This is a genomic window from Coprococcus sp. AF102-57 (assembly GCF_027686195.1).
GTDB classification, from domain to species: Bacteria; Bacillota; Clostridia; order Lachnospirales; family Lachnospiraceae; genus Allocoprococcus; species Allocoprococcus comes.
On the sequence record NZ_JAQCSY010000011.1, the window covers coordinates 1 to 22185 of the forward strand.

The window sequence follows — 22185 nt, forward strand, 5'->3', positions numbered from 1 at the left end:
CCGTTACTGAAAACTTATAAAAAGTTACAAACTTCTATGTTTCATTCCTACTTCAACGAGTATGCTTTTGATGATATAAATATCTATCTACTCACAAGTTCTTGTACTCTCCATAGGCGTAAATTCCGGACTAACGTATCCGTACATATTTGCATTAACGTTTCAGTGTCAGCTTGCAAATCGTTCTCCATAACCCTTAAGATTTATTGATGCCTGGAAATCTCTGTCAATTATATTCCCACACTCACATCTATATTCCCTGTCAGATAATTTCAAATCTTTTTTGATATTTCCACAACAGCTGCAAAGCTTTGATGATGGATAAAAACGATCAGCCACAATAAGCTGGATCCCTTTATCACTGCATTTGTATTCAAGCTGTTTTCTAAACCAAAAAAATCCTTGTTCCTGAACTGCTTTGGATAAATGTCTATTTTTCATCATTCCGCTGACATTCAGATCTTCAATACAGATAAATCTTGGTTTTCGATTTACGATCTCAGATATGGTCTGATTCAAATAGTTTTTACGGATGTTTGTTAATCTGTGATTTCGCTTTAATAAAAGTTTTTCCTTTTTGATTACATTATTGGTTTTGCAGTAACTTTCCCCTTTCTTATTCTTCTCGTAAGAACGAGAGATACTACGCTGTAATCTGCGTTTCTGTTTTTCTAGTTTCTTTACTTTCTGACTCTTATTAATGTTCTTATATTTAACAGCATCAGAGCAGACAGCCAAATCTTTGATTCCTAAGTCTATACCAACTCCATCATCATTAAGTGTTTCCTTGCAATCAGGAAATTCCACACATACACTGATCCACCAGTTCAATCCGTCAAAGGATATTCTCGGATTCATATATTTAACATCTGTTGGAATACGTCCATGTTCTGCAAGTCTTACCCAATTCATTTTCTGCTTATTTGCTTTCCTGCTGGAAGAAAAGCCTTCAAACTTAACGTGGGTATTACTGAATTGTATCTTAACATTATCCTGATAGAACTTCGGCATTGATCTCTTTTTAGACTTGAATCTTGGGAATTTTTGCAAACCCTTGAAAAAGTTCTTATACGCAGTACAGGCATCTTTGATTGCCTGTTTGGTTACATTATTTGAAATATTCAGCAGCCATGCGTATTCATCAGAATGTCTGAGCTTTGTAAATTCTTTTCTGAGTTCTGAATCTGAAATGAATTTGCCACCTTTTTCATAATTTTCTTTTTCTCTGGCCAAAGCCCAGTTATAAGCAAATCTTGAAGCACCTGCGTACTGAAACATCTTAGTTTTCTGTACGTTGTTTGGTATCAGCATTACTTTTATGGCTTTTACCATCTGTTTCCTCCTGTATCAATTCCCGGATAAGTTTCTTAGCTTTGTTCGCTCGTTTTCCTTGTAATTTGCAGCTGAATACTGTGATTATTTGAACCAGATCTTCAACAAGTTCCTGCTGTTCAGATTTTTCAGTATTATCAATAATCTCAATCTCACAATTATAAAGTGAAGCGATATATTCTATCAACTCAAAACCAAATAGCAATAGCCTGTCTTTATATAAAACAACAACCTTTTCAACTTGATTTTGAGAGATTCGTCTAATCAATTCCTGAAGTCCTTTTTTCTTATAATTAATCCCAGAACCGATATCGCTTATTATCTCAAACGGCTGTCCTTTTGCCAAAAGATATGTCTTAACATTATCAATCTGTCGTTCCAAATCATCTTTTTGTTTATGGCTGGAAACGCGACAATATCCAATTGTAATGCGATTTTTAGGCTTTACATTTATTACCTGGTTGAGTTGCTCATCAGAATAATATCTATAGCCACTTACTGTAGTATGATGCGGATGAAGTTTTCCATTTGCATCCCAATTTCGTAATGTCTGAGCAGATACGCCTATAATTTTTGAAAATTCGTGTATAGAATAATATTTACTCAAAGTATCAACTCCTTTCAATAATATTCCAGTCTAATATCTTATAAAACTCAATATCTACTTATATGATTTTATAATTTATCTTTAACTGTTAATGACCTCTTTTCTATTTGTGATAGGGTTCTCCCGACATGATCCGGTATCCACGGTAAATTTGCTCTAGCAGGATTACACGCATCAGCTGGTGCGGAAATGTCATTTTTGAAAAACTAAGTGCATAATCCGATTTTTCCAGAACTGCCTTCCCGATCCCTATGGATCCACCAATCACAAAAATAATGTGACTGGTTCCCTGAATGCCAAGTTTTTCAATTTTCTCTGAAAATTCTTCGGAGGTCAGCTGCTTTCCGCCTATCTCCAGTGTAATAAGATATGCATCCTCACGGATATATTTCAAAAGACGTTCGGCCTCTTTTTGCCGGATCATTTCCTCTGCATTTTCGCTGGCATTGTCCGGTGTCTTTTCATCCGCCACCTCAATGATCTCCAGCTTGCAGTAGCGGCTCAGTCTCTTCGTATATTCCGCGATCGCATCCCGCAGATACTTTTCTTTTATTTTTCCAACCGTCAGTACGGTTATCTTCATCCTGTTTTTTCCTCTCTTTCGCTGTATCAGTCTGTACAGTTATGCCCTTTCATACATATAAAGCTCATGCAGTGCTCTTGTTGCACAAATGTATTTTGCCTGCCCGGTCATCGGATTTTCTTTCTTCGGGAACACACCGAATACCTGATCAAATTCCAGTCCCTTTGCCATATAGAAAGTCGTTACTGTCACGCCTTTTTCAAAGGTACTGCTGTCCCGGTCAATACAGTTTACCGGAAGTCCACGGTTTGAAAGCATCCTGGTCATTGTATACGCCTCGTCCATCGTCTCCATCAGAACTGCGGCGGTCTCATATTTATCCATTCCGGCATCTGCCTCCCGGATAAGTTCATTTAACAGTTCCTCATCCGAATCAAATGTCTTTTCGGTCACTGGTTTGCCATGACGCTCCAGATATTCCAGATCCTTTTCCCCGGTAAATTTCGCTGCATACTCTGCGATTTCAATGGTATTCCGGTAACTTTTATTCATGATGATCTTGCGGATCGTACGTCCGAAAATCTTCGGCAGGAATGTCAGTACATCCTGCATCTGACTGTCCAGTGTCTGCGCCCGGTCGCCAAGGATCGTCATCCGGCAGGAAAACAGCTGGGACAGTACCACGTACTGCAAATATGAATAATCCTGCATCTCGTCGATCACCAGATGCTTGATATGCTTATGTCTGGTTCCTCCAAGCATCCGGTATTTGAGATAAAGTACCGGAAATACGTCTTCATACTGGAGTTTTCTGTTCTCATACGGAATTTTTGCCAGTGTCTCATACCCACTGTCCTCCAAAAACCAGTTATATATTTTGTAAATATCACGGGTGACATACATCCGGTTGAATTTCTCCCGGATCTCTTCTACCTCATCTTCCGGAAGATTCCGGTTATACAATGTCTCGTATTCATCCACCAGATATTCCATCACCGCATCCATTCTTGCAAGGATCGGAATATCCTGAAATTTGAAATAGAACAGATGGATCAGCTCCTCTTCGGTTTTTTCCAGAGTACGGATCTTAACCGGCTTAAAATCCATCAGCTGATCTTCCAGAACTGCCAGAAAACCTTCCATCTCTCCGACAAATCCGGCAGACTGCTTCTTCAGATAGCTCTCCCGGATTCCCATCTCCGGAAAATGGATCAGCTTCTCCAGATAATCATAACGGTCCTCACAGTCCGATACGATTCCTTTCAATTCTCTGTACGCAAACAGATCAAAACTCATCTCCTGGATATTTTCTTCTCCAAGCTCTGGCAGAATGTGGGAAATATAATCCGCAAATACGCTGTTCGGTGAAAGGATCAGGATATCCGATGCTTTTAAATTTTTCCTGTCGTGATACAAAAGATATGCAATCCGGTGCAGTGCAACGGAGGTTTTCCCACTTCCTGCGGCTCCCTGAATGACCAGAACTTTGTCCTTTACATTCCGAATGATCTCATTCTGTTCTTTCTGGATAGTACGGACAATATTCTTCAGTTGTACATCCCCGTTACTTCCAAGCTCCTGTTTCAGGATCTCATCATCAATCTTGGTGTCACTTTCAAATGCATAAACCATCTTCCCTTTCTTGATCTTATACTGCCATTTGGAAGTAATCTCCCCTTCAATGGTTCCTCCCGGTGCTTCATAAGAAGCCTGTCCTTTGTCATAATCATAAAAAAGACCGCTCACTGGCGCCCTCCAGTCGTAGATCAGTGGCGTCATTCCTGCCTTAGGCGCAAAATTGCCGATTCCGATGTAAAAACTTTCGCTTTCTTCTTCCCCCTCAAAGAGAAAATCCACTCTTCCGAAATATGGGGAGTCGATCATTTTCTTAAGGCGCTGTTTTTTCATCAGACGTTCATTGTTCGCATTAACTTCTCCGAGAAGTGCCTGCTGATTATCATAATTTTCATAACCATACTCATCCATCTCCGTATAGTTTTCCCAATAATAATCATGCATGCTCTCAATCTGTTTTTCTCCTTCAAGAAACAATGCGTTGATCTCGGTAATGCGTGTCTTCAGTTTCTCTTCAACCTCTTCCAGAAACCGAATCTCACTGTTCATTGCGTCGTTATTACTCATATTCAAACCCTCTCATGATTACATCTTCCGATGATTTGTGCAATCTCTTCCGGCATCTTTGCAATGTAATCTGCACCGGCACTTTGAAGCTCCGTAAGATCTCCGTATCCATACAGGACACCGATCACCTGGATCCCATTCTCCTTTGCACCGTAGATATCATTATTTCTGTCACCGACCATAACGACCTGATCGTAATTCTCCCTTTCCACGCCCAGGTTATCCAACGCATACCGGATCACATCCGCCTTCCGGATCAGAGAGCCATCCATCGTAGCCCCGTAAATCCCTGCAAAATATTTTGCAAAGTCAAATTTGTCCGCAATCCTTTTTGCATACTCTTCCGGTTTGGAAGTCGCCACTGCAAGTATATATCCTTCATTTTTCAAGGATTCCAGCGTCTCCGCAAGCCCTTCATACACCGAATTCTCAAAAATGCCTTTCACCGCATAATATTCCCGGTAATACTTTACTCCAAGCAGTGCCTCTTCCTCAGACATCCCATAATATTTCTCCATTGATTCCGTCAACGGCGGTCCGATAAATTTCTTTAAAGTATCCCGATCACCAACCTCCCGGTTCATTTTATTCAGTGCATACTCCACCGAATTCATGATCCCCGGTCCCGATTCCGTAATCGTCCCATCCAAATCAAATAAGATATATTTATACTTCATAATACCCCTCTTTCACAAAATAATACTTTTTTTATTGTACCATTTTTGACCAGTCCTGTCCAGAAATGTAAATCTACAGAACTCTTTTAAAATCAACCACAACATACAAACCAGCGTCCGATTTTCCCTCTATAACCGCCAGTTTTCTCCCCTTTGTATAACTTCTTTGCATTTTTTACCAATACCGTAGAACGACCACCTGGGGAAAAATAATTGCTCCAATTCTATTTTGTGCAATGGAGATGAAACTCAAAAATTATGGAAGCCTCTGCTGACATAATTTTCGCCCTAAGAGGTTCATCGGAATGGTTTGCACAACTTGAATTGGAGCAATTATTTTTCCCCAGGTGGTCTACACAACCCCTATAAAAAACCGCAGTCCCATCAAAGGAAACTGCGGTCATAACCCTTATTTATTTGAAAGATACTCGTCGATACCTCTTGCACCAGCTTTTCCCGCTCCCATAGCAAGGATTACTGTAGCTGCACCTGTTACGGCATCTCCACCTGCGTATACGCCTTCTTTAGAAGTCTTTCCGTGTTCTTCGTCTGCAACGATACATTTCCACTTGTTAACTTCCAGTCCTTCTGTTGTAGAAGAAATCAGCGGGTTCGGCGATGTTCCGAGTGACATGATAACTGTATCAACATCGATCACGAATTCAGAACCTTCAACCGGTACAGGACATCTTCTTCCTGATGCGTCCGGTTCACCAAGTTCCATACGAACACATTTGATTCCTTTTACCCATCCATCTTCTTCGAGGATTTCTACCGGGTTTGTCAGTAGGTCGAACTGTACACCTTCTTCTTTTGCGTGATGAACTTCTTCTACACGGGCCGGAAGCTCTTCTTCGCTACGACGATATACGATATGAACTTCTGCTCCAAGACGAAGTGCTGTTCTTGCAGCATCCATTGCTACGTTACCACCACCAACAACTGCAACTTTCTTACCAGCTGCGATCGGTGTATCATAAGAATCATCAAATGCTTTCATAAGATTACTTCTTGTCAGGTATTCATTTGCAGAAAATACACCGTTGGCATTTTCCCCCGGGATTCCCATGAATTTTGGAAGTCCTGCTCCTGATCCGATAAATACTGCTTCGAATCCTTCGTCTTCAATCAGCATATCGATTGTAGTAGATTTACCGATTACAACGTTTGTCTCAAAGTGAACACCAAGCTCTTTTACTTTTGCGATCTCTTTTGCAACGACTTTCTGTTTTGGAAGACGGAATTCCGGAATACCATATACAAGTACTCCACCGAGTTCATGAAGTGCTTCAAATACAGTTACATCATAGCCAAGCTTTGCAAGGTCGCCTGCACAGGTAAGTCCTGCCGGACCAGAACCGATAACAGCAACTTTGTGTCCGTTCTTCTTGTCAGCTCCAACCGGTTTGATGTCATGCTCCAGAGCGTAATCAGCAACGAATCTTTCCAGCTTACCGATAGAAATAGATTCTCCTTTGATACCACGGATACATTTTCCTTCGCACTGTGATTCCTGCGGACATACACGTCCACAAACAGCAGGAAGTGCAGAAGACTGTCCGATAATCTTATATGCTTCTTCGATATTGCCTTCTTTTACTTCATGAACGAATGCAGGAATATTGATTCCTACAGGACATCCCTGAATACATTTAGCATTCTTACAGTTGATACAACGGCTTGCTTCTTCCATTGCCTCTTCCTGATTATATCCATAACATACTTCTTCAAAATTTGTTGCACGTACCTTCGGATCCTGTTCTCTTACAGGTACTTTCTTTAATACGTCTGCCATTATTCGTCACCTCCGCAATGACCGCATCCACCGTGATGTGTGTCACCTTCCTGTAATTTCAGCATAGCTCTGCCTTCCTGAGTCTTATACATCTGCTGTCTCTTCATTGCTTCATCAAAGTTAACGAGATGTCCGTCAAATTCCGGTCCGTCTACACATGCAAATTTGATTTCATCGCCTACGTGGAGACGGCATGCGCCACACATACCTGTTCCGTCTACCATGATCGGGTTCATGCTGACGATAGTCGGGATTTCGAGTTTCTTTGTGAGCAGACATACGAATTTCATCATGATCATCGGACCGATTGCAACACAGACATCATACTTGTTACCTTCTGCAACAAGTGCTTCGATCTTTGTTGTTACCATACCTGCATGTCCGTATGTACCGTCATCTGTACATGGGTAATAATTTCCTGCAACTGCTTCCATCTCTTTTTCGAGAATCAGCATATCTTTTGTCTTAGAACCAACGATAACATCTACATCGATCCCATGTGCGTGCATCCATTTAACCTGCGGGTATACAGGGGCTGCACCAACACCACCGGCTACAAATAAGATCTTTTTATTCTTCAGACTCTCAATATCCTCTGAAATCAATTCAGATGGGCATCCAAGCGGTCCTGTGAAATCTCTGAAAGAGTCTCCTGCTTTTAATTGTGCCATCTTCTCAGTAGATGCTCCTACTGTCTGGAATACGATGGTAATTGTTCCTTCTTCTCTGTCATAATCGCAGATTGTCAGCGGAATTCTTTCCCCCTTGTCATCCATCTTGACAATTACGAACTGTCCTGGCTCACAGTGCTTTGCCACACGTGGTGCTTCTACATCCATAAGATAAATCTTATCAGCCAGTTTTTCAGCTTTTCTTATCTTGTACATTGCATTGCCTCCTAAAATATTTACTCTCTTTATGATAAATTATTGCAAAGTAAATAGCAAGTATTTCTTTTTAATTTGTTAAAAAATTATTTATGTCATAAATATAACTATCTTTTTTATCTATAAGTACCAACATTTCTTCTATAAATCTGCCAAAATTCTTCCGGTTATCAAAATTTTCAACTACATAAAATCTTGTGCCGACACGAACTTTTACCTGCTGACCGGATATAAAAATGAGACAGACGGTCAATATTGAGTCCGTCTGTCTCTGTAAGAACTGTATTCTCTTTTTTAAAAATCTACTTCTGTTCCATAATATGTACAGTTGAAAAGTTTTTCCATAGCTGCCGGATCGATCGGACGTGGGTTGGATCCTGTACATGCATCACCAACTGCAAGTTCTGAAATCTTTGCAATTTTTTCTTTGAATTCTGCTTCGTCAATACCGAAATCTTTCAGTGTCTTCGGAATATTCAGTTCTACATTAAATGCATCGATCTTTGCACACAGGCTGTTGATCAGCGCTTTCTCAGATGTGCCCGGAAGTCCCATTCTGCGTGCGATTTCTGCATAACGTTTTGCAGCGACCGGATCTTTTGCATTGTATTTAATTACATATGGAAGATAAATTGCATTTGCGCATCCGTGCGGAATGTGTCCGGTTGAGAATGCCGCACCTGTCTTATGTGCCATAGAATGTACGATTCCAAGAAGTGCATTGGAGAATGCCATTCCTGCAAGACACTGTGCATAATGCATCTGCTCTCTTGCTACCATATCACATTTGTAAGATGCCGGAAGGTAATCCAGAACCATCTCGATTGCCTGCAGTGCAAGCGGATCTGTAAATGGACAGTTCAAGGTAGATACATAAGCTTCGATCGCATGTGTCAGTGCATCCATACCTGTGTAAGCAACCTGCTTTACCGGGAGACCCATGACAAGATCCGGATCTACAATTGCAACGTCCGGTGTAATATTAAAATCGGCAAGTGGGTATTTTACTCCGGTCTGATAGTTGGTAATAACGGAGAATGCTGTTACTTCTGTTGCTGTTCCTGATGTTGACGGAATTGCAGCAAATTTTGCTTTTGTTCTTAATTCCGGGAAGTTGAACGGAATACAGAGATCTTCAAATGTAACATCCGGATATTCATAGAATGCCCACATTGCTTTTGCAGCATCAATCGGTGATCCGCCACCCATAGCTACGATCCAGTCCGGCTGGAACTCTTGCATAACTGCTGCACCTTTCATAACGGTCTCAACAGATGGATCTGGCTCAACACCTTCAAAAAGCTTTACTTCCATTCCTGCTTCTTTCAGATAGTTCTCAGCTCTGTCGAGGAATCCCTGACGCTTCATGGAACCTCCTCCGACAACCAGGATTGCTTTTTTTCCTTTCAGGTTCTTCAGTTCTTCAAGACATCCTTTTCCATGGTAAATATCTCTTGGTAATGTAAATCTGCTCATTTCAAACACTCCTTCGCCCTTAAAGTATGTTATCTTTTTGACAATCACATTGTATCTCAATTCTATCCTTTTTGCAATATTTTACCACAAATAAATTGTATTTGTTTCCATACAATTATACATTTTTAATAAGCCATATTATCCCCACTCTATTCATAAAATATTTGATTTGTGATATATTTCACATATTTACGCAAGTTATCCACAAATGAAAGTAATCGAAAAAGAGTACGCTTTACCAGTCTGCTCTGACAAGCAGACGACTCGGCATACTCTCTTCTTAAAATCGGGTTTTACTCTATATTCAGTTCATAATTTCTTCTTGTGACATCACTTAATCTGCCTTTTTGATCCTGCAGAACAAAGCTGAAAATCGTACTTCCCGCCGGCATTACGATCGGCCCGGTATACTCCTGCGTCGCAGAATTATTCTCCGGATCCGGATCTGATCCATCCGTCGTGTAATATGCCGTATACTTATCCGGTACAACTACACTGATTGATTGGACATGGTTATACTGCCCGGTCGATGGAGTCACCGCCGGCGCATCTGCAATCGGGAACTCAACTTTATAAGTTTTACTTTCTGTCAGGCTTGGAATTCCTTTCTTATTAACAGAAATTGCTTTCACCGTTGTCTCACCTTCACCGATCTTGATCGGTTCCGTATATTTCGTACTTGAAGTTGTCGGCTCTGAACCGTCTGTCGTATAGTAGATCGCTTTTCCTTTTCCGGTCAGTTCCAGTGCCTGCACTTCATCATATGTCTCTGTCTCATCCAGACTAAACTCCGGTTCACCTGACACATAATCCTTCAGTGCTTCAAGAACCGTATCACTGGTACATGCATTCAGAAGCGGTGATACCTTTTCTTCCTGTTTGGTATCAATATAAAATTCTACCGCTGCACGATAAATTTCTGCATTTCCGGACTGCTTTGCAATCTCGTCTGTAAAAACTTCTTCTGCCTGATCCAGATCATCCTTGGCAATATAAACCTTTGAAATCCCTGTATAAGCTTCTGCTTTCTTCGGACTTCCAGAAGCTGCTTTTTCAAATACAGTGAGTGCGTTCTCATATTCGGAAGCTGCCAGAAGCCGGTATCCTTTCTTTACTTTTCCGGTATATGAATTTTGATAAAACAAGAAAATGAGTCCTGCCAGAACAATACACCCCGCCAATAGCATAAGCAGCATTTTCCGGCGTTTTTTTCTGGCGCGCTCTTTTCTCTTTTCTGCCCGCATACGCCGCAATCTGCGTTCTTCTTCATACGCTCTTCTCGTCTGTTCCCGCGCATCTTCTCTTTGACCCACACGTCCGGTAGCCGGTCTGACATCACTGCGTCTGACCACTGCATCTCTTCCACGCCTGGTCACAGTTCCCTGCTGGCGACGACCAACACTTCCCGAATTTCCCACACACCTGGTCTCTCCTCCAACAATTTCCCGTCTTTCATATACCGGATTTGCCGCACCAGAATAGCTGACATCTTGCTTTTCCTGCTCACCCAGATGAAGCGACATTGTCTGTGTAATGCCTCCTTTTAACTGAGCAGTCAGCATATCATCAAGTGGGTTATAATCAGGCACGATCTGTATTTCCCTGCCGCATCTAGGACAGATCAACTGATCTTCAGGCAAATCTGCTCCACAGTGCATACATTTCATTGTCTTTCGTCTCCTTCTGGTATCATACTTCTTTTAGAACAATCCGGTAATTTTACCGTCTTCTACATCAATTCCATTTGCTGCAGGTACTTTCGGAAGACCCGGCATGGTCATGATTGCTCCGGTAAGAGCAACAACAAATCCTGCTCCTGCATTTACATAGACTTCACGGATATGGATATCAAAGTTCTCCGGACGTCCAAGAAGCTTCGCATCATCGGACAGAGAATACTGGTTCTTTGCCATACATACCGGGAACTTGCCAAAGCCCATTGATTCAATTCGTGCAAGCTGTTTCTTTGCAGCAGGTTCATATACAACACTCTTTGCTCCGTAAATCTCTTTGCAGATTGTCTCGATCTTCTCTGCAATTGATAACTCATCACTGTAAATCGGATGATAATGGCTTTCTTTTGTCTCCAGAGTCTGTAATACTTTCTCTGCCAGCTCTTTTCCGCCGTCTCCGCCTTTACCCCATACTTCTGCAAGAGCAAATTCGCAGCCTCTGTCTTCGCAGAACTTACGGATAAATTCGTATTCTGCTTCAGTATCACTGACAAATGAATTCAAGGTAACCACAACCGGAACACCGAATTTCTGCAGGTTCTCAATATGCTTTTCAAGATTTACAATTCCTTTTGCAAGAGCATCCAGATTTTCTTTGTTCAGTTCGTCTTTTGGCACGCCACCATTGTATTTTAATGCACGTACCGTTGCAACCAGAACTACAGCGTCCGGTTTCAGTCCCGCCATACGGCACTTGATATCCATAAACTTCTCTGCACCCAGATCCGCACCGAATCCCGCTTCTGTGATCGTGATATCACTCAGCTTAAGTGCCATCTTGGTTGCACGTACACTGTTGCAGCCATGTGCAATATTTGCGAACGGGCCACCGTGTACCAGTGCCGGTGTATGTTCCAGAGTCTGAATAATATTCGGCTTGATCGCATCCTTTAACAGTGCTGTCATTGCACCGGTTGCATGAAGCTGGTCAGCTGTAACCGGTTCTCCGGAAAATGTATAGGCAACAATGATTCTGCCAAGACGTTTTTTCAGATCTTCCAGATCGTCTGCCAAACATAAAATTGCCATAATTTCGGACGCAACCGTGATCACAAAATGATCCTCTCTTACCATTCCGTCCATTTTATTTCCAAGACCAACTACTACATTACGCAGTACACGGTCATTCATATCTACACACCGTTTCCACACAACCTGTCTCGGATCGATTCCAAGAGCATTTCCCTGCTGGATATGGTTGTCAAGAAGAGCTGCAAGCAGGTTATTTGCCGATGTGATCGCATGAAAATCTCCGGTAAAATGAAGATTCAGATCTTCCATCGGTACAACCTGTGCATAACCACCGCCGGCAGCACCGCCTTTAATTCCAAAGCAAGGTCCGAGCGATGGCTCGCGCAGAGCGATCAGAGCTTTTTTGCCGAGCTTTGCCATTGCCTCTCCAAGTCCAACGGTAATCGTCGTTTTTCCCTCTCCCGCCGGAGTCGGATTGATTGCAGTAACAAGTACCAGCTTTCCATCTGGTCTGTCTTTTACTCTTTCCATCAATTCGTCCGATAATTTTGCCTTATACTTGCCGTAAAACTCAAGGTCTTCCTCTTCAATTCCAACCTTTGCTGCAACCTCGCGAATATGGAGCATCTCTGCCTCCTGTGCGATCTGAATGTCTGTTTTCATAATTATATCCTCCCTTTTTTCTTCTGCGTTTCTTAAACTGATTCTTCTATGTATTGCTCAAACTGTTCCATAGACATCAGTACTTTTCTTGGTTTGGTACCTTCTTCTTCTCCTACGACTCCCGCCTCGGCAAGCTGATCCATAATCCGCGCCGCACGGTTAAACCCGATCTTAAACACCCGTTGGAGCATTCCGATCGATGCTTTGTCTTTTTCAATAATAAACTTTCCTGCATCTACAAAGTAGACATCTTTGTCGTCCTCGGAAGATGCTCCTCCCGCAGATACATTCTGATTACTATTCACCTGCTTCTGGATTTCTTCACTGTAGGCTGCGCCTCCGCTGTTCTCTTTCAGGAAATCAACCACTGCCTGGACTTCTTTATCAGAAACAAAAGCCCCCTGAACACGTACCGGCTTCTGATAGCCAGCCGGATAGAACAACATATCGCCTTTTCCCAGCAGCTTCTCCGCGCCATTCATATCAATGATGGTACGGGAATCCACACCGGATGATACAGAAAATGCTATTCTTGATGGCATATTCGCCTTAATCAGACCGGTAATGACATTAACCGATGGTCTCTGCGTTGCAAGAACCAGATGAAGTCCTGCCGCACGCGCAAGCTGTGCCAGACGGCAGATCGCCTCTTCCACTTCTCCAGGTGCAACCATCATCAGGTCTGCAAGTTCGTCTACGATGATTACAATCTGTGGAAGTTTCTGTGCTTTATTCGGATCATCAATATCTTTAATGTTCTCGACTTTATCATTGTAACCTTTCAGATCACGGACATTATACTCGGCAAAAAGCTGATAACGTCTGTTCATTTCCGCAACCGCCCAGTTCAAAGCTCCTGCTGCCTTCTTCGGATCCGTTACAACCGGGATCATCAGATGTGGAATTCCATTATATACACTTAATTCCACCACCTTTGGATCTACCATGATCAGCTTCACATCCTCCGGTTTTGCTTTGTAGATAATACTCATAATGATCGTATTGATACAGACAGATTTACCGGATCCTGTAGCTCCTGCGACAAGCAGATGCGGCATCTTTGCAATATCTGATACCACCACTTTACCTGAAATGTCACGACCTGTCGCAAATGCGATCCGTGATCTACTTTTCTTAAATTCATCTGATTCCAGAAGATCACGCAGCATAACTGCAGTATTTTCCTTATTCGGAACTTCAATGCCGACCGCTGCTTTTCCCGGGATCGGTGCCTCAATACGGATATCAGCCGCCGCCAGGTTCAGTTTGATGTCATCCGCAAGTCCTACGATCTTGCTGACTTTCACCCCCATCTCAGGCTGTAACTCATAGCGTGTGACAGAAGGTCCGCAGCTGATATTAGTGATTGTAACATTCACACCGAAGGTTTGAAGTGTCTTCTGGAGCTTTGCTGCTGTCTCCCGCAGATGCGCATCCGAATCTCCGGAGGTTTTACTTCCATGCTTCAACAGACTAAGAGGTGGAAAGCGGTATTCCCTGACCGATTTCTCACTTTTTGCAATCGTATCTGCAACAGCAGCCACCTCTTTTGGGATATCTGCCTTAACTTTTGAATTTCCGGAGACCTGTCTTTTTATTCCGTCTTCTGTCTGCACCGCTGATAAATTTTCTTCAGCCACATCTGTCTGTATATCTTTACCGGACTCCGTCTTTTTTTCTGCTTCCTGCATCGCTCCTTTTAAGAACTTCGGGAGTTTTTCTTTCACCGGCTCAAGGGGAACCGGTTCCGGATCCGGGATCAGCTCTGTAGCGGAAAGGGGCATCGCACGATTGATCACTACATCATCCAGTGCAATTTTCCCAGTCTGTTCCATAATGTGCTTTGCAGCCGCTTCTTCTGCACCGGCAAGCACGCTGCTCATATCCTTCCGGCTGCGTCTGGTAGCTTTCTTTTCTGTGCTTTCCTTTGCATCTTTTCCGGCTTTTTCTTCTGCTTTTTCTGCCTCGTTCTCTTTTCCTCCAACTGTCGAATTAAAGGAAACGCCGCTTACCTGATAATCAACACGCATAGCTTCCCGTCTTGCCCTGCGTTCCTCAGCCTCTTCTTTACGCTTCTGCATGTCCTCTCTGGCACGGTCATACGCTTTTTCCCCGCCGATCTTCATTCCTTTTAGAATAGACTTTTCTGTGATAAGGACTACACAGATCACCATTAAAATGATCACGACAACATATGTACCAACTTTACCGATTGCCGGCACCAGTCTGACCGCAATTGCCTTTCCGACAGATCCGCCTTTTTCATCGATCAGTTCAAAGAGCACACAGCACTGAACCAGTAATACAACGCCTGCAACAGTCTTAATATATGCGATCCTGTTTCCTTTATTGGAAACCACAAACGCGACTCCACAAAATAAAAGCAGTGGAAATACATACGCCATCCAACCCATCATTCCCTGCTGCAGTGCTGCAATCTTTCTTCCAAATGCACCTGCAAGTCCGAAATTGCTGATTGTGAGCAGAATCCCTACCGCAAGTGTCACCCAGATCAGAATCTCCGTTGCAAGAAATGATTCTTCCTGCGGCACAGCTTTTGATGTGGTATTCTTTCTGGTTGTCTTCGCAGATTTTGCAGACTTTGCACTTGTCTTCTTCGTAGGCTGCCGCTTTTTCGCCGTGCTCTGCTTTGCATTTTTCTTTGTTCCGGTTGTCTTTGAAGCCATCAAACTTCCCCCTTGTATTTATACTCTTTATCTTGTAATCAAATGACCGATTCCTTCTCCTCTCTCCCCAGATATAGTATCCGGAATCAGTCATCAAAAGTGTATACTTGTACATACTATTTTATTATAGCATCCTCTTTGCCTTATGTCATCTCATAATTTTTATCAGTATTTTCCATTTTTTCATCAATCATTTCATGCAATTTATTTAATGCATCTCTTATTCCGCCAACTTCGTCAATGAGTCCTTCCTCCACTGCACGTTTTCCTTCCAGCATTGTCCCCACATCTTTGACAAGCTGTGTGGAATCCAGCATCAGTTCTTCAATCCGCTCCTGTGACATTCCGGAATGCTCTGCAAGGAATCCGGTGATCCGGTCCTGCGTCTTTTCAATATTCCGCAGGCTTTGTGCCACACCGATGAACATTCCGCTTGTCCGCACCGGGTGAATGATCATCGTCCCACTTGGAACAATAAAAGAATAATCTGCCGACACAGCAAGAGGTCCACCGATAGAATGACACCCTCCAAGTACCAGAGATACTGTCGGTTTGCTTAAAGACGCGATCATTTCCGCAATCGCAAGTCCCGCCTCCACATCTCCGCCCAGTGTATTTAAGAGAATCAGCACACCATCAGTCTGAACACTGTTCTCAATCTGTGCCAGCTTTGGAAGCAGGTGCTCATACTTGGTTGCCTTTGTACTGCCTGAAACCGTCTCATGCCCTTCTACTTCGCCGATGATCGTGAGTAGCTCGATCTGATGATTCCGACGTCGGTCAAGCGAAAGCATTCCCATTTCTTTAACATGTTCATCTTCTTCCTTTGTGGTTTCCGGCTCTGTCTCTCTGACTTCCTTTTCTTTATTTTCTATATTTTCTACAGTCTGTTCCCTGCTCTTTTTCTTGCGTATCTGGTATTCTTTTACATCCGTTTCTTCCTGTATTTTCATTGCCGCATTCCTCCGTTCTTTTTAGCTTAGTATAGACAATGCTTATGAAAATATGCAGGATTTTCGCCACAGAAATGAATCGCAGATTCTTGTAGCGACACAAATCTGTACCTGATTCACTGTATATGCAAAAGAGAATGCGACTCGGCACATTCTCTTTGATTTAAACATTATGAAAATAAATATTTCCTGCGCAGGCTATATACCATATCCGTATAAATCTTGCGGCATGCCTCCAGATTATCGGATTCGATCATGGAAACACATGGGTGAAGATAACGGCACCAGATATCTGCATATACATCTTCTGAATTTTCCATCCGGTTGATCCGGTTTACGATTGTCGGAGCAATATCGTAATACTCGGCAACAATTTCTTCGCCGCCTTTCTGATTCACCAGATATTCATCTCTGTATCTTCTCATCAGATTCAGTTCGTAACAGTCATCTGGTTTTCCAAGGCTTGCACATACGGCTGTAGTAATATAGCAGAGACGTGATTTGAAGCCTCCCTGGATCTGCTCGAATTCCGATTTACTGATCTTTAGTTCCAGATCATGATCATTCCAGCGTTCGATCATGCAGTCTACAATCTCTTCACAAGCATCCATTCTGCCATAACGGAACATCGGGATCACATACGTAACCATGCCCAGATTATATTTCATAAGTACATTTTCTTTTTTTCTTTTTGAACTTTCCTGATCCAGTACTTCCCGCATTCTATCCGGCAGAACAGCAGCAATCTCTTCAATCTCTTCCTGTCTGTCTTCCGAATTCTCGCATTCCTGTGCAATCTCAGTAAAAAGCGGCTTATACTTCTCGTATGCATTTTTAAACGAATCCGCATAAGTCTTTTTATTGAAATCTCTAGAAATCGGAATAATCTGGTCAAACAGGTCATTCAGTCCATTCTGTATACTCTGATTCATTCAGGTTCCTCCCGGAATCTATCCTATGCTTCTTCCCAGTTATGATATACTTCCTGTACATCATCATCATCTTCAAGAAGATCAAGCGTCTTCTGAATGTTCTTGATATCTTCTTCGTTGTCCAAAGTTACCCATGTCTGTGGAATCATTGTAACTTCTGCGCTTGCCATCGGAATACCCGCTTCTTCCAGAGCAAGACGAACCTCACTGAAATCATTCGGATCTGTAAGAATTTCAAAGCTGTCCTCTTCTTCCGAAAAATCTTCTGCTCCTGCATCCAGTGCCTGCATCATCAGATCATCTGCATCCAGTTCACATTCTTCTTTATCGACAATGATCTGTCCTTTCTGATCAAACATGAAAGAAACACATCCACTGGTTCCGATATTTCCTTTTCCCTTTGTGAAAGCGCTTCTTACATTAGAAGCAGTACGGTTACGGTTATCAGTAAGTGCATCAACGATGATTGCAGTTCCGTTCGGTCCGTATCCTTCGTATACGATGTGTTCGTAGTTGTTAGCATCTCCGTCTCCGGCTGCTTTTTTGATACTTCTGTCAATATTGTCATTTGGCATATTATTTGCTTTTGCCTTTGCAATCGCATCACGGAGTCTGCTGTTGTTAGCCGGATCAGCTCCGCCTCCTTCTTTGACTGCTACAGCGATTTCACGACCGATCTTCGTGAATACTTTTCCTTTTGCTGCGTCGTTTTTTTCTTTTTTATGCTTGATATTCGCAAATTTTGAATGTCCTGACATTACTTTTTACCTCTCTTCAGTATTTTTACTATTCTCAATTGTACTATTTTATCACTTTTTTGTCCTACTGACAAGGACTTTGCGTATTGTATTATTATCAACTGACAATACATGGAACAGATAGCCTCCGAATTCCACCTGACATTCTTCATCTTCCGAAGGAATTCTGTCCAGGCAGTCGATCAGATAACCATTGATCGTATCGTAATCTTCTTCGTTGAAACTGATTCCCAGAAGCTCTTCCAGATCCTCCAGCTGTGTCATACCATCCACGATATATGTACCATCTGCCTGTTTGATGATCAGCTCTTCTTCCTCATCATACTCATCCTGGATATTTCCAACGATTTCTTCTACAATATCTTCCATCGTTACGATTCCTGATGTCTGTCCATACTCATCCAGCACGATCACCATATGGCTCTTGTCCTGCTGCATCTGTTGAAACAGTTTGTCAATCGCCTTTGTTTCCGGGATAAATCCTGCCGGACGGATGGCATCCTTCAGATCATGCACTGGTTTTTTCCTTGCCGGACCGTCCAGGTAGCTCTGCATCGCATCCCGGATATGAAGAATCCCCACAATGTTGTCAATATCTTCTTCATAAACCGGGAATCTGGATTTGTTCTCCTCCAGCATAAAGGTAAGTGCTTTTTCCAGAGATTCCTCTCCATCCAGTGCTACGATATTTTTCCGGTGCGTCATGATATCTTTTGCATCCGAATCCATATATTCAAAAATGTTGGTGATCATCTTCATCTCACGTCTTGTCAGAACACCTTTTTCATAGCCTTCCAGTACTTTTTCAATGATTTCTTCTGCAATTTTCTCTTTATCTTCATTGTCAGAAAATACATTTTTCATTTTCTGAAGTAAATTACCTTCCGTTTCCATTGCTTTCCATACTTCTCCTCTTTTATGTATGAAGCATCAGGCTGACGCACAGCGCTTCATCGACTTTTCTCATAAGCTCTTTGTCTACCCGGCACACGTAATCCTTCAGTCTCTGTTTATCGATAGTCCGAATCTGCTCCAGAAGGACAACAGAATCCTTAACGATTCTGTACCTTTTTGCATCGATTTCCACATGTGTCGGCAGCTTCGCTTTATTCATCCTTGAAGTGATCGCGGCACAGATAACGGTCGGACTGTGCCGGTTCCCGACATCATTCTGGATGACAAGAACCGGACGCACACCGCCCTGCTCCGAACCGACTACCGGACTTAAATCCGCATAATAAATATCTCCACGCCTGATCTGCACTTCTTTCACACTCCGCTTATCAAGATACTTTCATTATTGCCAGCTTTCTCCTGCTGTATTCATATCTCTTTCGAAGTGCATCCCCGCATTTTAGAAATAATCGACCTGCTCTACAACTTTTCCGTCACGCAGATATTCCCTCGGAACACGTTTATTGATATCACAGATAAATTCATAGTTAAATCTGCCGCTCAGACCGGCAAGCTCATCTATTGAAAGATAAGCATCCCCATCGTGGCCGACCAGTGTTGCCCTGTCACCAAATTTCACATCCGGAATTCCGGTCACATCTACCATAAACTGATCCATACAGACTCTGCCAAGGATCGGTGCCTTCTGACCATGGATCAGAACATATCCTTTGTTGGAAAGACTTCGTGGGTATCCGTCTCCATATCCCGTCGGGATTGTGGCGATCTGCATCCTTTTCGGGGCAACAAAGGTGCCTCCGTAGCTGACTTCCGTACCCTTTTCAATCCATTTCACATAAGTCACGTGCGCGATCAGCTCCATTGCCGGCCGGAGCGGAACTGCCTCCTTATTGACTTCATCTGACGGATACAGTCCATAGGTAGAAATCCCGGCTCTCTCCAGATTCATTCCAAGCTTTGGCATATCAATGATACTTGCACTGTTTGCACAATGATAATAAGTAAATTCCATACCTTCTGCTGCAAGATGTTCTTTCATCCACAGAAAAGCACGGATCTGTTCCAGTGTCGTGGTCTTATCCGCCTCATCTGCCTTTGAAAAATGGGTAAACATTCCTTCGCAATCCGTATAAACAAGCCTGCCGATCTTAAGGATCTCCTCTACACTTTCTTTCGCTACCGGAAAACCAAGTCTTGACATTCCAGTATCGATCTTAATGTGCAGATATGCCTTCTTCCCCATACGATATGCGGTCTCATCCGCAAGCTTCGCAAGCTCATAGCTGTAAGTTGTCATGCGGATCTCATGACGGATCATCTCTTCCAGCTGGTCCGGGAAAATACATCCCAGGCAAAGAATCGGCTTCTGAATGCCGGCTTTTCTGAGTACAACACCTTCATCCAGAGTTGCGACCGCATAGCCCCAGACATAGTCCACATCTTCCAGCATTCTTGAAATCGGCACCGCTCCATGACCATAACCATCTGTCTTGATGACCACGACCATCTTGGTTCCTTTTTCTATATTTGCATGCATCATTTCCATGTTATACATCACCGCATCCAGATCGATCACCGCACGCAGTCTGCTGTATTTCTTCATTCTGTCATATCCTCCAATTCCTTAAGTGTTCTGCCGAGCATTTTCAAGAGATCACCCGCAAGCACACTGTAAGAGCCAAGTTCTTTTCTGGCATGATCTCCGCACAGACCATGCAGATAAACGCCAAGCACAGCGGCATCATCCGGTCTCATATGCTGTGCCATAAGTCCGGTGATCATTCCTGCAAGCACATCTCCCGATCCGGCCTTTGCCATTGCCGCATTACCGGTGGTATTGATCATAAGCCTTCCCTCTGGCGCTTTCACAAGTGTCCTGCTGTCTTTCAGTACACAGACAGCATGGACTTTTTCTGTATATTTCCTTAATAGCTCTCTTCTGTTGTCTTTTAATTCCTGTACGCTGTATCCGGTCAGTCTGGACATTTCTTTCATATGTGGAGTAAGTACATATCCGGAAGGATTCATCCGAATCTGTTCGATCCCCCACTCATCGGTCTTTGCCAGAAGGTTCAGTCCGTCCGCATCAATAACAGCCGGGGTTTTATTATTCTCAAGCACCTTTTTCAGTAATTCCTCCGAATGCGGTCCCATACCGAGTCCGCATCCAATACAGAGCACATCCGCCCATTCCAGCAAATCCGGAAGTTCTTCAAATGATTCTGTCTCGTCCAGAGAATAGGTCGTCATTACCGCCTCCGGTAAAAGTTCCTGTAAGATTGCCCGGTTACTTTCCTCCGTATAAATCCGGACAAGACCCGCTCCCGAAAGATATGCTGCCCTGGCACTTAAATATGCAGCACCGGACATTCCTTTGCTTCCGGTAATCATCAGAACCTTTCCATAAGTCCCTTTATTAGAATCCGGTTTCCTTTGCGGCAGCATTGCCGGCACATCGGATTTTTCAAGTGCCATGCAGATTTCTTCTTCCGCAAAAAACTCCGGTCTGGTAATTCCGATCGGCGCTGTAACAAGCTTTCCTGTATACTCACATCCCGGATATAGGATCTGTCCCATCTTCTGAAACGCAAAGGTCACTGTAAGATCTGCTTTAAATGCCGTTCCAAGCACTTTTCCATCATCCGAACGGATCCCTGAAGGAGTGTCGACTGCCACCTTACAGGCAGTCATCCGATTCATCTGATCAATCACCTCTGCGTATCTGCCTTTTATTTCACGGGATAGGCCAATACCGAATACGGCATCTATAATAACACTATATTCTTTCTGTGGCAAACTGTTTCCTACAGATATTCCCAGATTTTCCAGAATTTTCATCTGGATTTTTGTTTCTTCACTACGATGGTCATAATTTCCGACCAATACTACATCTGGATGATTTCCTTCTTCTACGAGCATCCTTGCAATTGCGAATCCGTCACCACCGTTATTGCCACTTCCACACACGACCAATGCTTTCGACAAATCTATGTCTTCTGCTTTCATCGCAGCCACACACTGAAGTGCCGCCCGTTCCATCAGGACAAGGGACGGGACTTGCATCTTCTGTATCATTCTCTGATCCGATCTTCTCATCTGATCTGCTGTCAGTATTTCTTTCATATCCGGTCTC

At 43.0% G+C, this 22185-nt stretch carries 18 protein-coding genes; all 18 read right to left on the reverse strand.

Features of this window, described 5'->3' with window-relative positions; genetic code table 11:
* Nucleotides 1-168: 168 nt before the first annotated feature.
* Nucleotides 169-1332: an RNA-guided endonuclease InsQ/TnpB family protein gene (locus tag PGZ10_RS08590; RefSeq protein WP_055297353.1), complete on the reverse strand. Its 1164-nt coding sequence runs from the start codon at nt 1330-1332 to the stop codon at nt 169-171.
* The gene (locus PGZ10_RS08595; RefSeq protein WP_270541142.1) at nt 1280-1939 is read right to left on the reverse strand and encodes an IS607 family transposase; all 660 of its coding nucleotides are present in this window, start codon (nt 1937-1939) and stop codon (nt 1280-1282) included. The genes PGZ10_RS08590 and PGZ10_RS08595 overlap by 53 nt, the downstream gene beginning before the upstream one ends.
* A 103-nt stretch (nt 1940-2042) precedes the next feature.
* On the reverse strand, nt 2043-2522 hold the full coding sequence (gene rlmH, locus PGZ10_RS08600; protein ID WP_022219903.1) for a 23S rRNA (pseudouridine(1915)-N(3))-methyltransferase RlmH: 480 nt from the start codon (nt 2520-2522) through the stop codon (nt 2043-2045).
* Nucleotides 2523-2561: 39 nt separating this feature from the next.
* Nucleotides 2562-4586, reverse strand: coding sequence for a HelD family protein (locus tag PGZ10_RS08605; protein ID WP_442872545.1), 2025 nt, complete (start codon nt 4584-4586; stop codon nt 2562-2564).
* Nucleotides 4587-4606: 20 nt separating this feature from the next.
* Nucleotides 4607-5281, reverse strand: coding sequence for an HAD family hydrolase (locus tag PGZ10_RS08610; RefSeq protein ID WP_270541145.1), 675 nt, complete (start codon nt 5279-5281; stop codon nt 4607-4609).
* Nucleotides 5282-5690: 409 nt separating this feature from the next.
* Nucleotides 5691-7076, reverse strand: a complete 1386-nt coding sequence (gltA, locus tag PGZ10_RS08615; protein WP_270541149.1) for an NADPH-dependent glutamate synthase — start codon at nt 7074-7076, stop codon at nt 5691-5693.
* Nucleotides 7076-7963: a sulfide/dihydroorotate dehydrogenase-like FAD/NAD-binding protein gene (locus PGZ10_RS08620; RefSeq protein ID WP_055156711.1), complete on the reverse strand. Its 888-nt coding sequence runs from the start codon at nt 7961-7963 to the stop codon at nt 7076-7078. Before PGZ10_RS08620 ends, gltA begins: the two co-directional genes overlap by 1 nt.
* 294 nt (nt 7964-8257) lie before the next feature.
* Complete coding sequence (locus PGZ10_RS08625) at nt 8258-9439, reverse strand: iron-containing alcohol dehydrogenase (RefSeq protein WP_022219898.1); 1182 nt, start codon at nt 9437-9439, stop codon at nt 8258-8260.
* A 293-nt stretch (nt 9440-9732) separates the two neighbouring features.
* Entirely contained in the window at nt 9733-11106 is a 1374-nt protein-coding gene (locus PGZ10_RS08630) for a chitobiase/beta-hexosaminidase C-terminal domain-containing protein (RefSeq protein WP_270541150.1), read from the reverse strand.
* Between the two features lie 33 nt (nt 11107-11139).
* Complete coding sequence (locus PGZ10_RS08635; RefSeq protein WP_055156706.1) at nt 11140-12807, reverse strand: formate--tetrahydrofolate ligase; 1668 nt, start codon at nt 12805-12807, stop codon at nt 11140-11142.
* A gap of 32 nt (nt 12808-12839) precedes the next feature.
* Nucleotides 12840-15494, reverse strand: a complete 2655-nt coding sequence (locus PGZ10_RS08640; RefSeq protein ID WP_270541152.1) for an FtsK/SpoIIIE family DNA translocase — start codon at nt 15492-15494, stop codon at nt 12840-12842.
* Nucleotides 15495-15637: 143 nt separating this feature from the next.
* A complete protein-coding gene (locus PGZ10_RS08645; protein ID WP_055248888.1) occupies nt 15638-16294 on the reverse strand; it encodes a ClpP family protease in 657 nt (218 codons plus the stop codon).
* Between the two features lie 323 nt (nt 16295-16617).
* Nucleotides 16618-17379: a CFI-box-CTERM domain-containing protein gene (locus PGZ10_RS08650; protein ID WP_270541153.1), complete on the reverse strand. Its 762-nt coding sequence runs from the start codon at nt 17377-17379 to the stop codon at nt 16618-16620.
* Nucleotides 17380-17402: 23 nt separating this feature from the next.
* Nucleotides 17403-18137, reverse strand: a complete 735-nt coding sequence (locus tag PGZ10_RS08655) for a YebC/PmpR family DNA-binding transcriptional regulator (protein WP_022219892.1) — start codon at nt 18135-18137, stop codon at nt 17403-17405.
* Nucleotides 18138-18188: 51 nt separating this feature from the next.
* Nucleotides 18189-19031 (reverse strand): hemolysin family protein, encoded by an 843-nt coding sequence (locus PGZ10_RS08660; protein ID WP_022219891.1) that lies wholly within the window; start codon nt 19029-19031, stop codon nt 18189-18191.
* Nucleotides 19032-19053: 22 nt separating this feature from the next.
* A complete protein-coding gene (locus PGZ10_RS08665) occupies nt 19054-19401 on the reverse strand; it encodes a type II toxin-antitoxin system PemK/MazF family toxin (protein ID WP_022219890.1) in 348 nt (115 codons plus the stop codon).
* A 90-nt stretch (nt 19402-19491) separates the two neighbouring features.
* Complete coding sequence (gene alr / locus PGZ10_RS08670) at nt 19492-20655, reverse strand: alanine racemase (RefSeq protein ID WP_195250006.1); 1164 nt, start codon at nt 20653-20655, stop codon at nt 19492-19494.
* Nucleotides 20652-22175, reverse strand: coding sequence for a bifunctional ADP-dependent NAD(P)H-hydrate dehydratase/NAD(P)H-hydrate epimerase (locus PGZ10_RS08675; RefSeq protein ID WP_022219888.1), 1524 nt, complete (start codon nt 22173-22175; stop codon nt 20652-20654). The genes alr and PGZ10_RS08675 overlap by 4 nt, the downstream gene beginning before the upstream one ends.
* Between the last annotated feature and the right edge of the window lie 10 nt (nt 22176-22185).

Excerpts from the sequence above, each read along its gene's own strand:
- gltA (WP_270541149.1), bottom strand. The coding sequence starts at position 7,076 with ATGGCAGACGTATTAAAGAAAGTACCTGTAAGAGAACAGGATCCGAAG.
- PGZ10_RS08610 (WP_270541145.1), bottom strand. The coding sequence starts at position 5,281 with ATGAAGTATAAATATATCTTATTTGATTTGGATGGGACGATTACGGAA.
- PGZ10_RS08625 (WP_022219898.1), bottom strand. The coding sequence starts at position 9,439 with ATGAGCAGATTTACATTACCAAGAGATATTTACCATGGAAAAGGATGT.
- alr (WP_195250006.1), bottom strand. The coding sequence starts at position 20,655 with ATGAAGAAATACAGCAGACTGCGTGCGGTGATCGATCTGGATGCGGTG.
- PGZ10_RS08635 (WP_055156706.1), bottom strand. The coding sequence starts at position 12,807 with ATGAAAACAGACATTCAGATCGCACAGGAGGCAGAGATGCTCCATATT.
- PGZ10_RS08630 (WP_270541150.1), bottom strand. The coding sequence starts at position 11,106 with ATGAAATGTATGCACTGTGGAGCAGATTTGCCTGAAGATCAGTTGATC.
- PGZ10_RS08590 (WP_055297353.1), bottom strand. The coding sequence starts at position 1,332 with ATGGTAAAAGCCATAAAAGTAATGCTGATACCAAACAACGTACAGAAA.
- PGZ10_RS08620 (WP_055156711.1), bottom strand. The coding sequence starts at position 7,963 with ATGTACAAGATAAGAAAAGCTGAAAAACTGGCTGATAAGATTTATCTT.
- PGZ10_RS08605 (WP_442872545.1), bottom strand. The coding sequence starts at position 4,586 with ATGAACAGTGAGATTCGGTTTCTGGAAGAGGTTGAAGAGAAACTGAAG.
- PGZ10_RS08655 (WP_022219892.1), bottom strand. The coding sequence starts at position 18,137 with ATGTCAGGACATTCAAAATTTGCGAATATCAAGCATAAAAAAGAAAAA.
- PGZ10_RS08675 (WP_022219888.1), bottom strand. The coding sequence starts at position 22,175 with ATGAAAGAAATACTGACAGCAGATCAGATGAGAAGATCGGATCAGAGA.
- PGZ10_RS08640 (WP_270541152.1), bottom strand. The coding sequence starts at position 15,494 with ATGGCTTCAAAGACAACCGGAACAAAGAAAAATGCAAAGCAGAGCACG.
- PGZ10_RS08660 (WP_022219891.1), bottom strand. The coding sequence starts at position 19,031 with ATGGAAACGGAAGGTAATTTACTTCAGAAAATGAAAAATGTATTTTCT.
- rlmH (WP_022219903.1), bottom strand. The coding sequence starts at position 2,522 with ATGAAGATAACCGTACTGACGGTTGGAAAAATAAAAGAAAAGTATCTG.
- PGZ10_RS08645 (WP_055248888.1), bottom strand. The coding sequence starts at position 16,294 with ATGGGAATGCTTTCGCTTGACCGACGTCGGAATCATCAGATCGAGCTA.
- PGZ10_RS08650 (WP_270541153.1), bottom strand. The coding sequence starts at position 17,379 with ATGAATCAGAGTATACAGAATGGACTGAATGACCTGTTTGACCAGATT.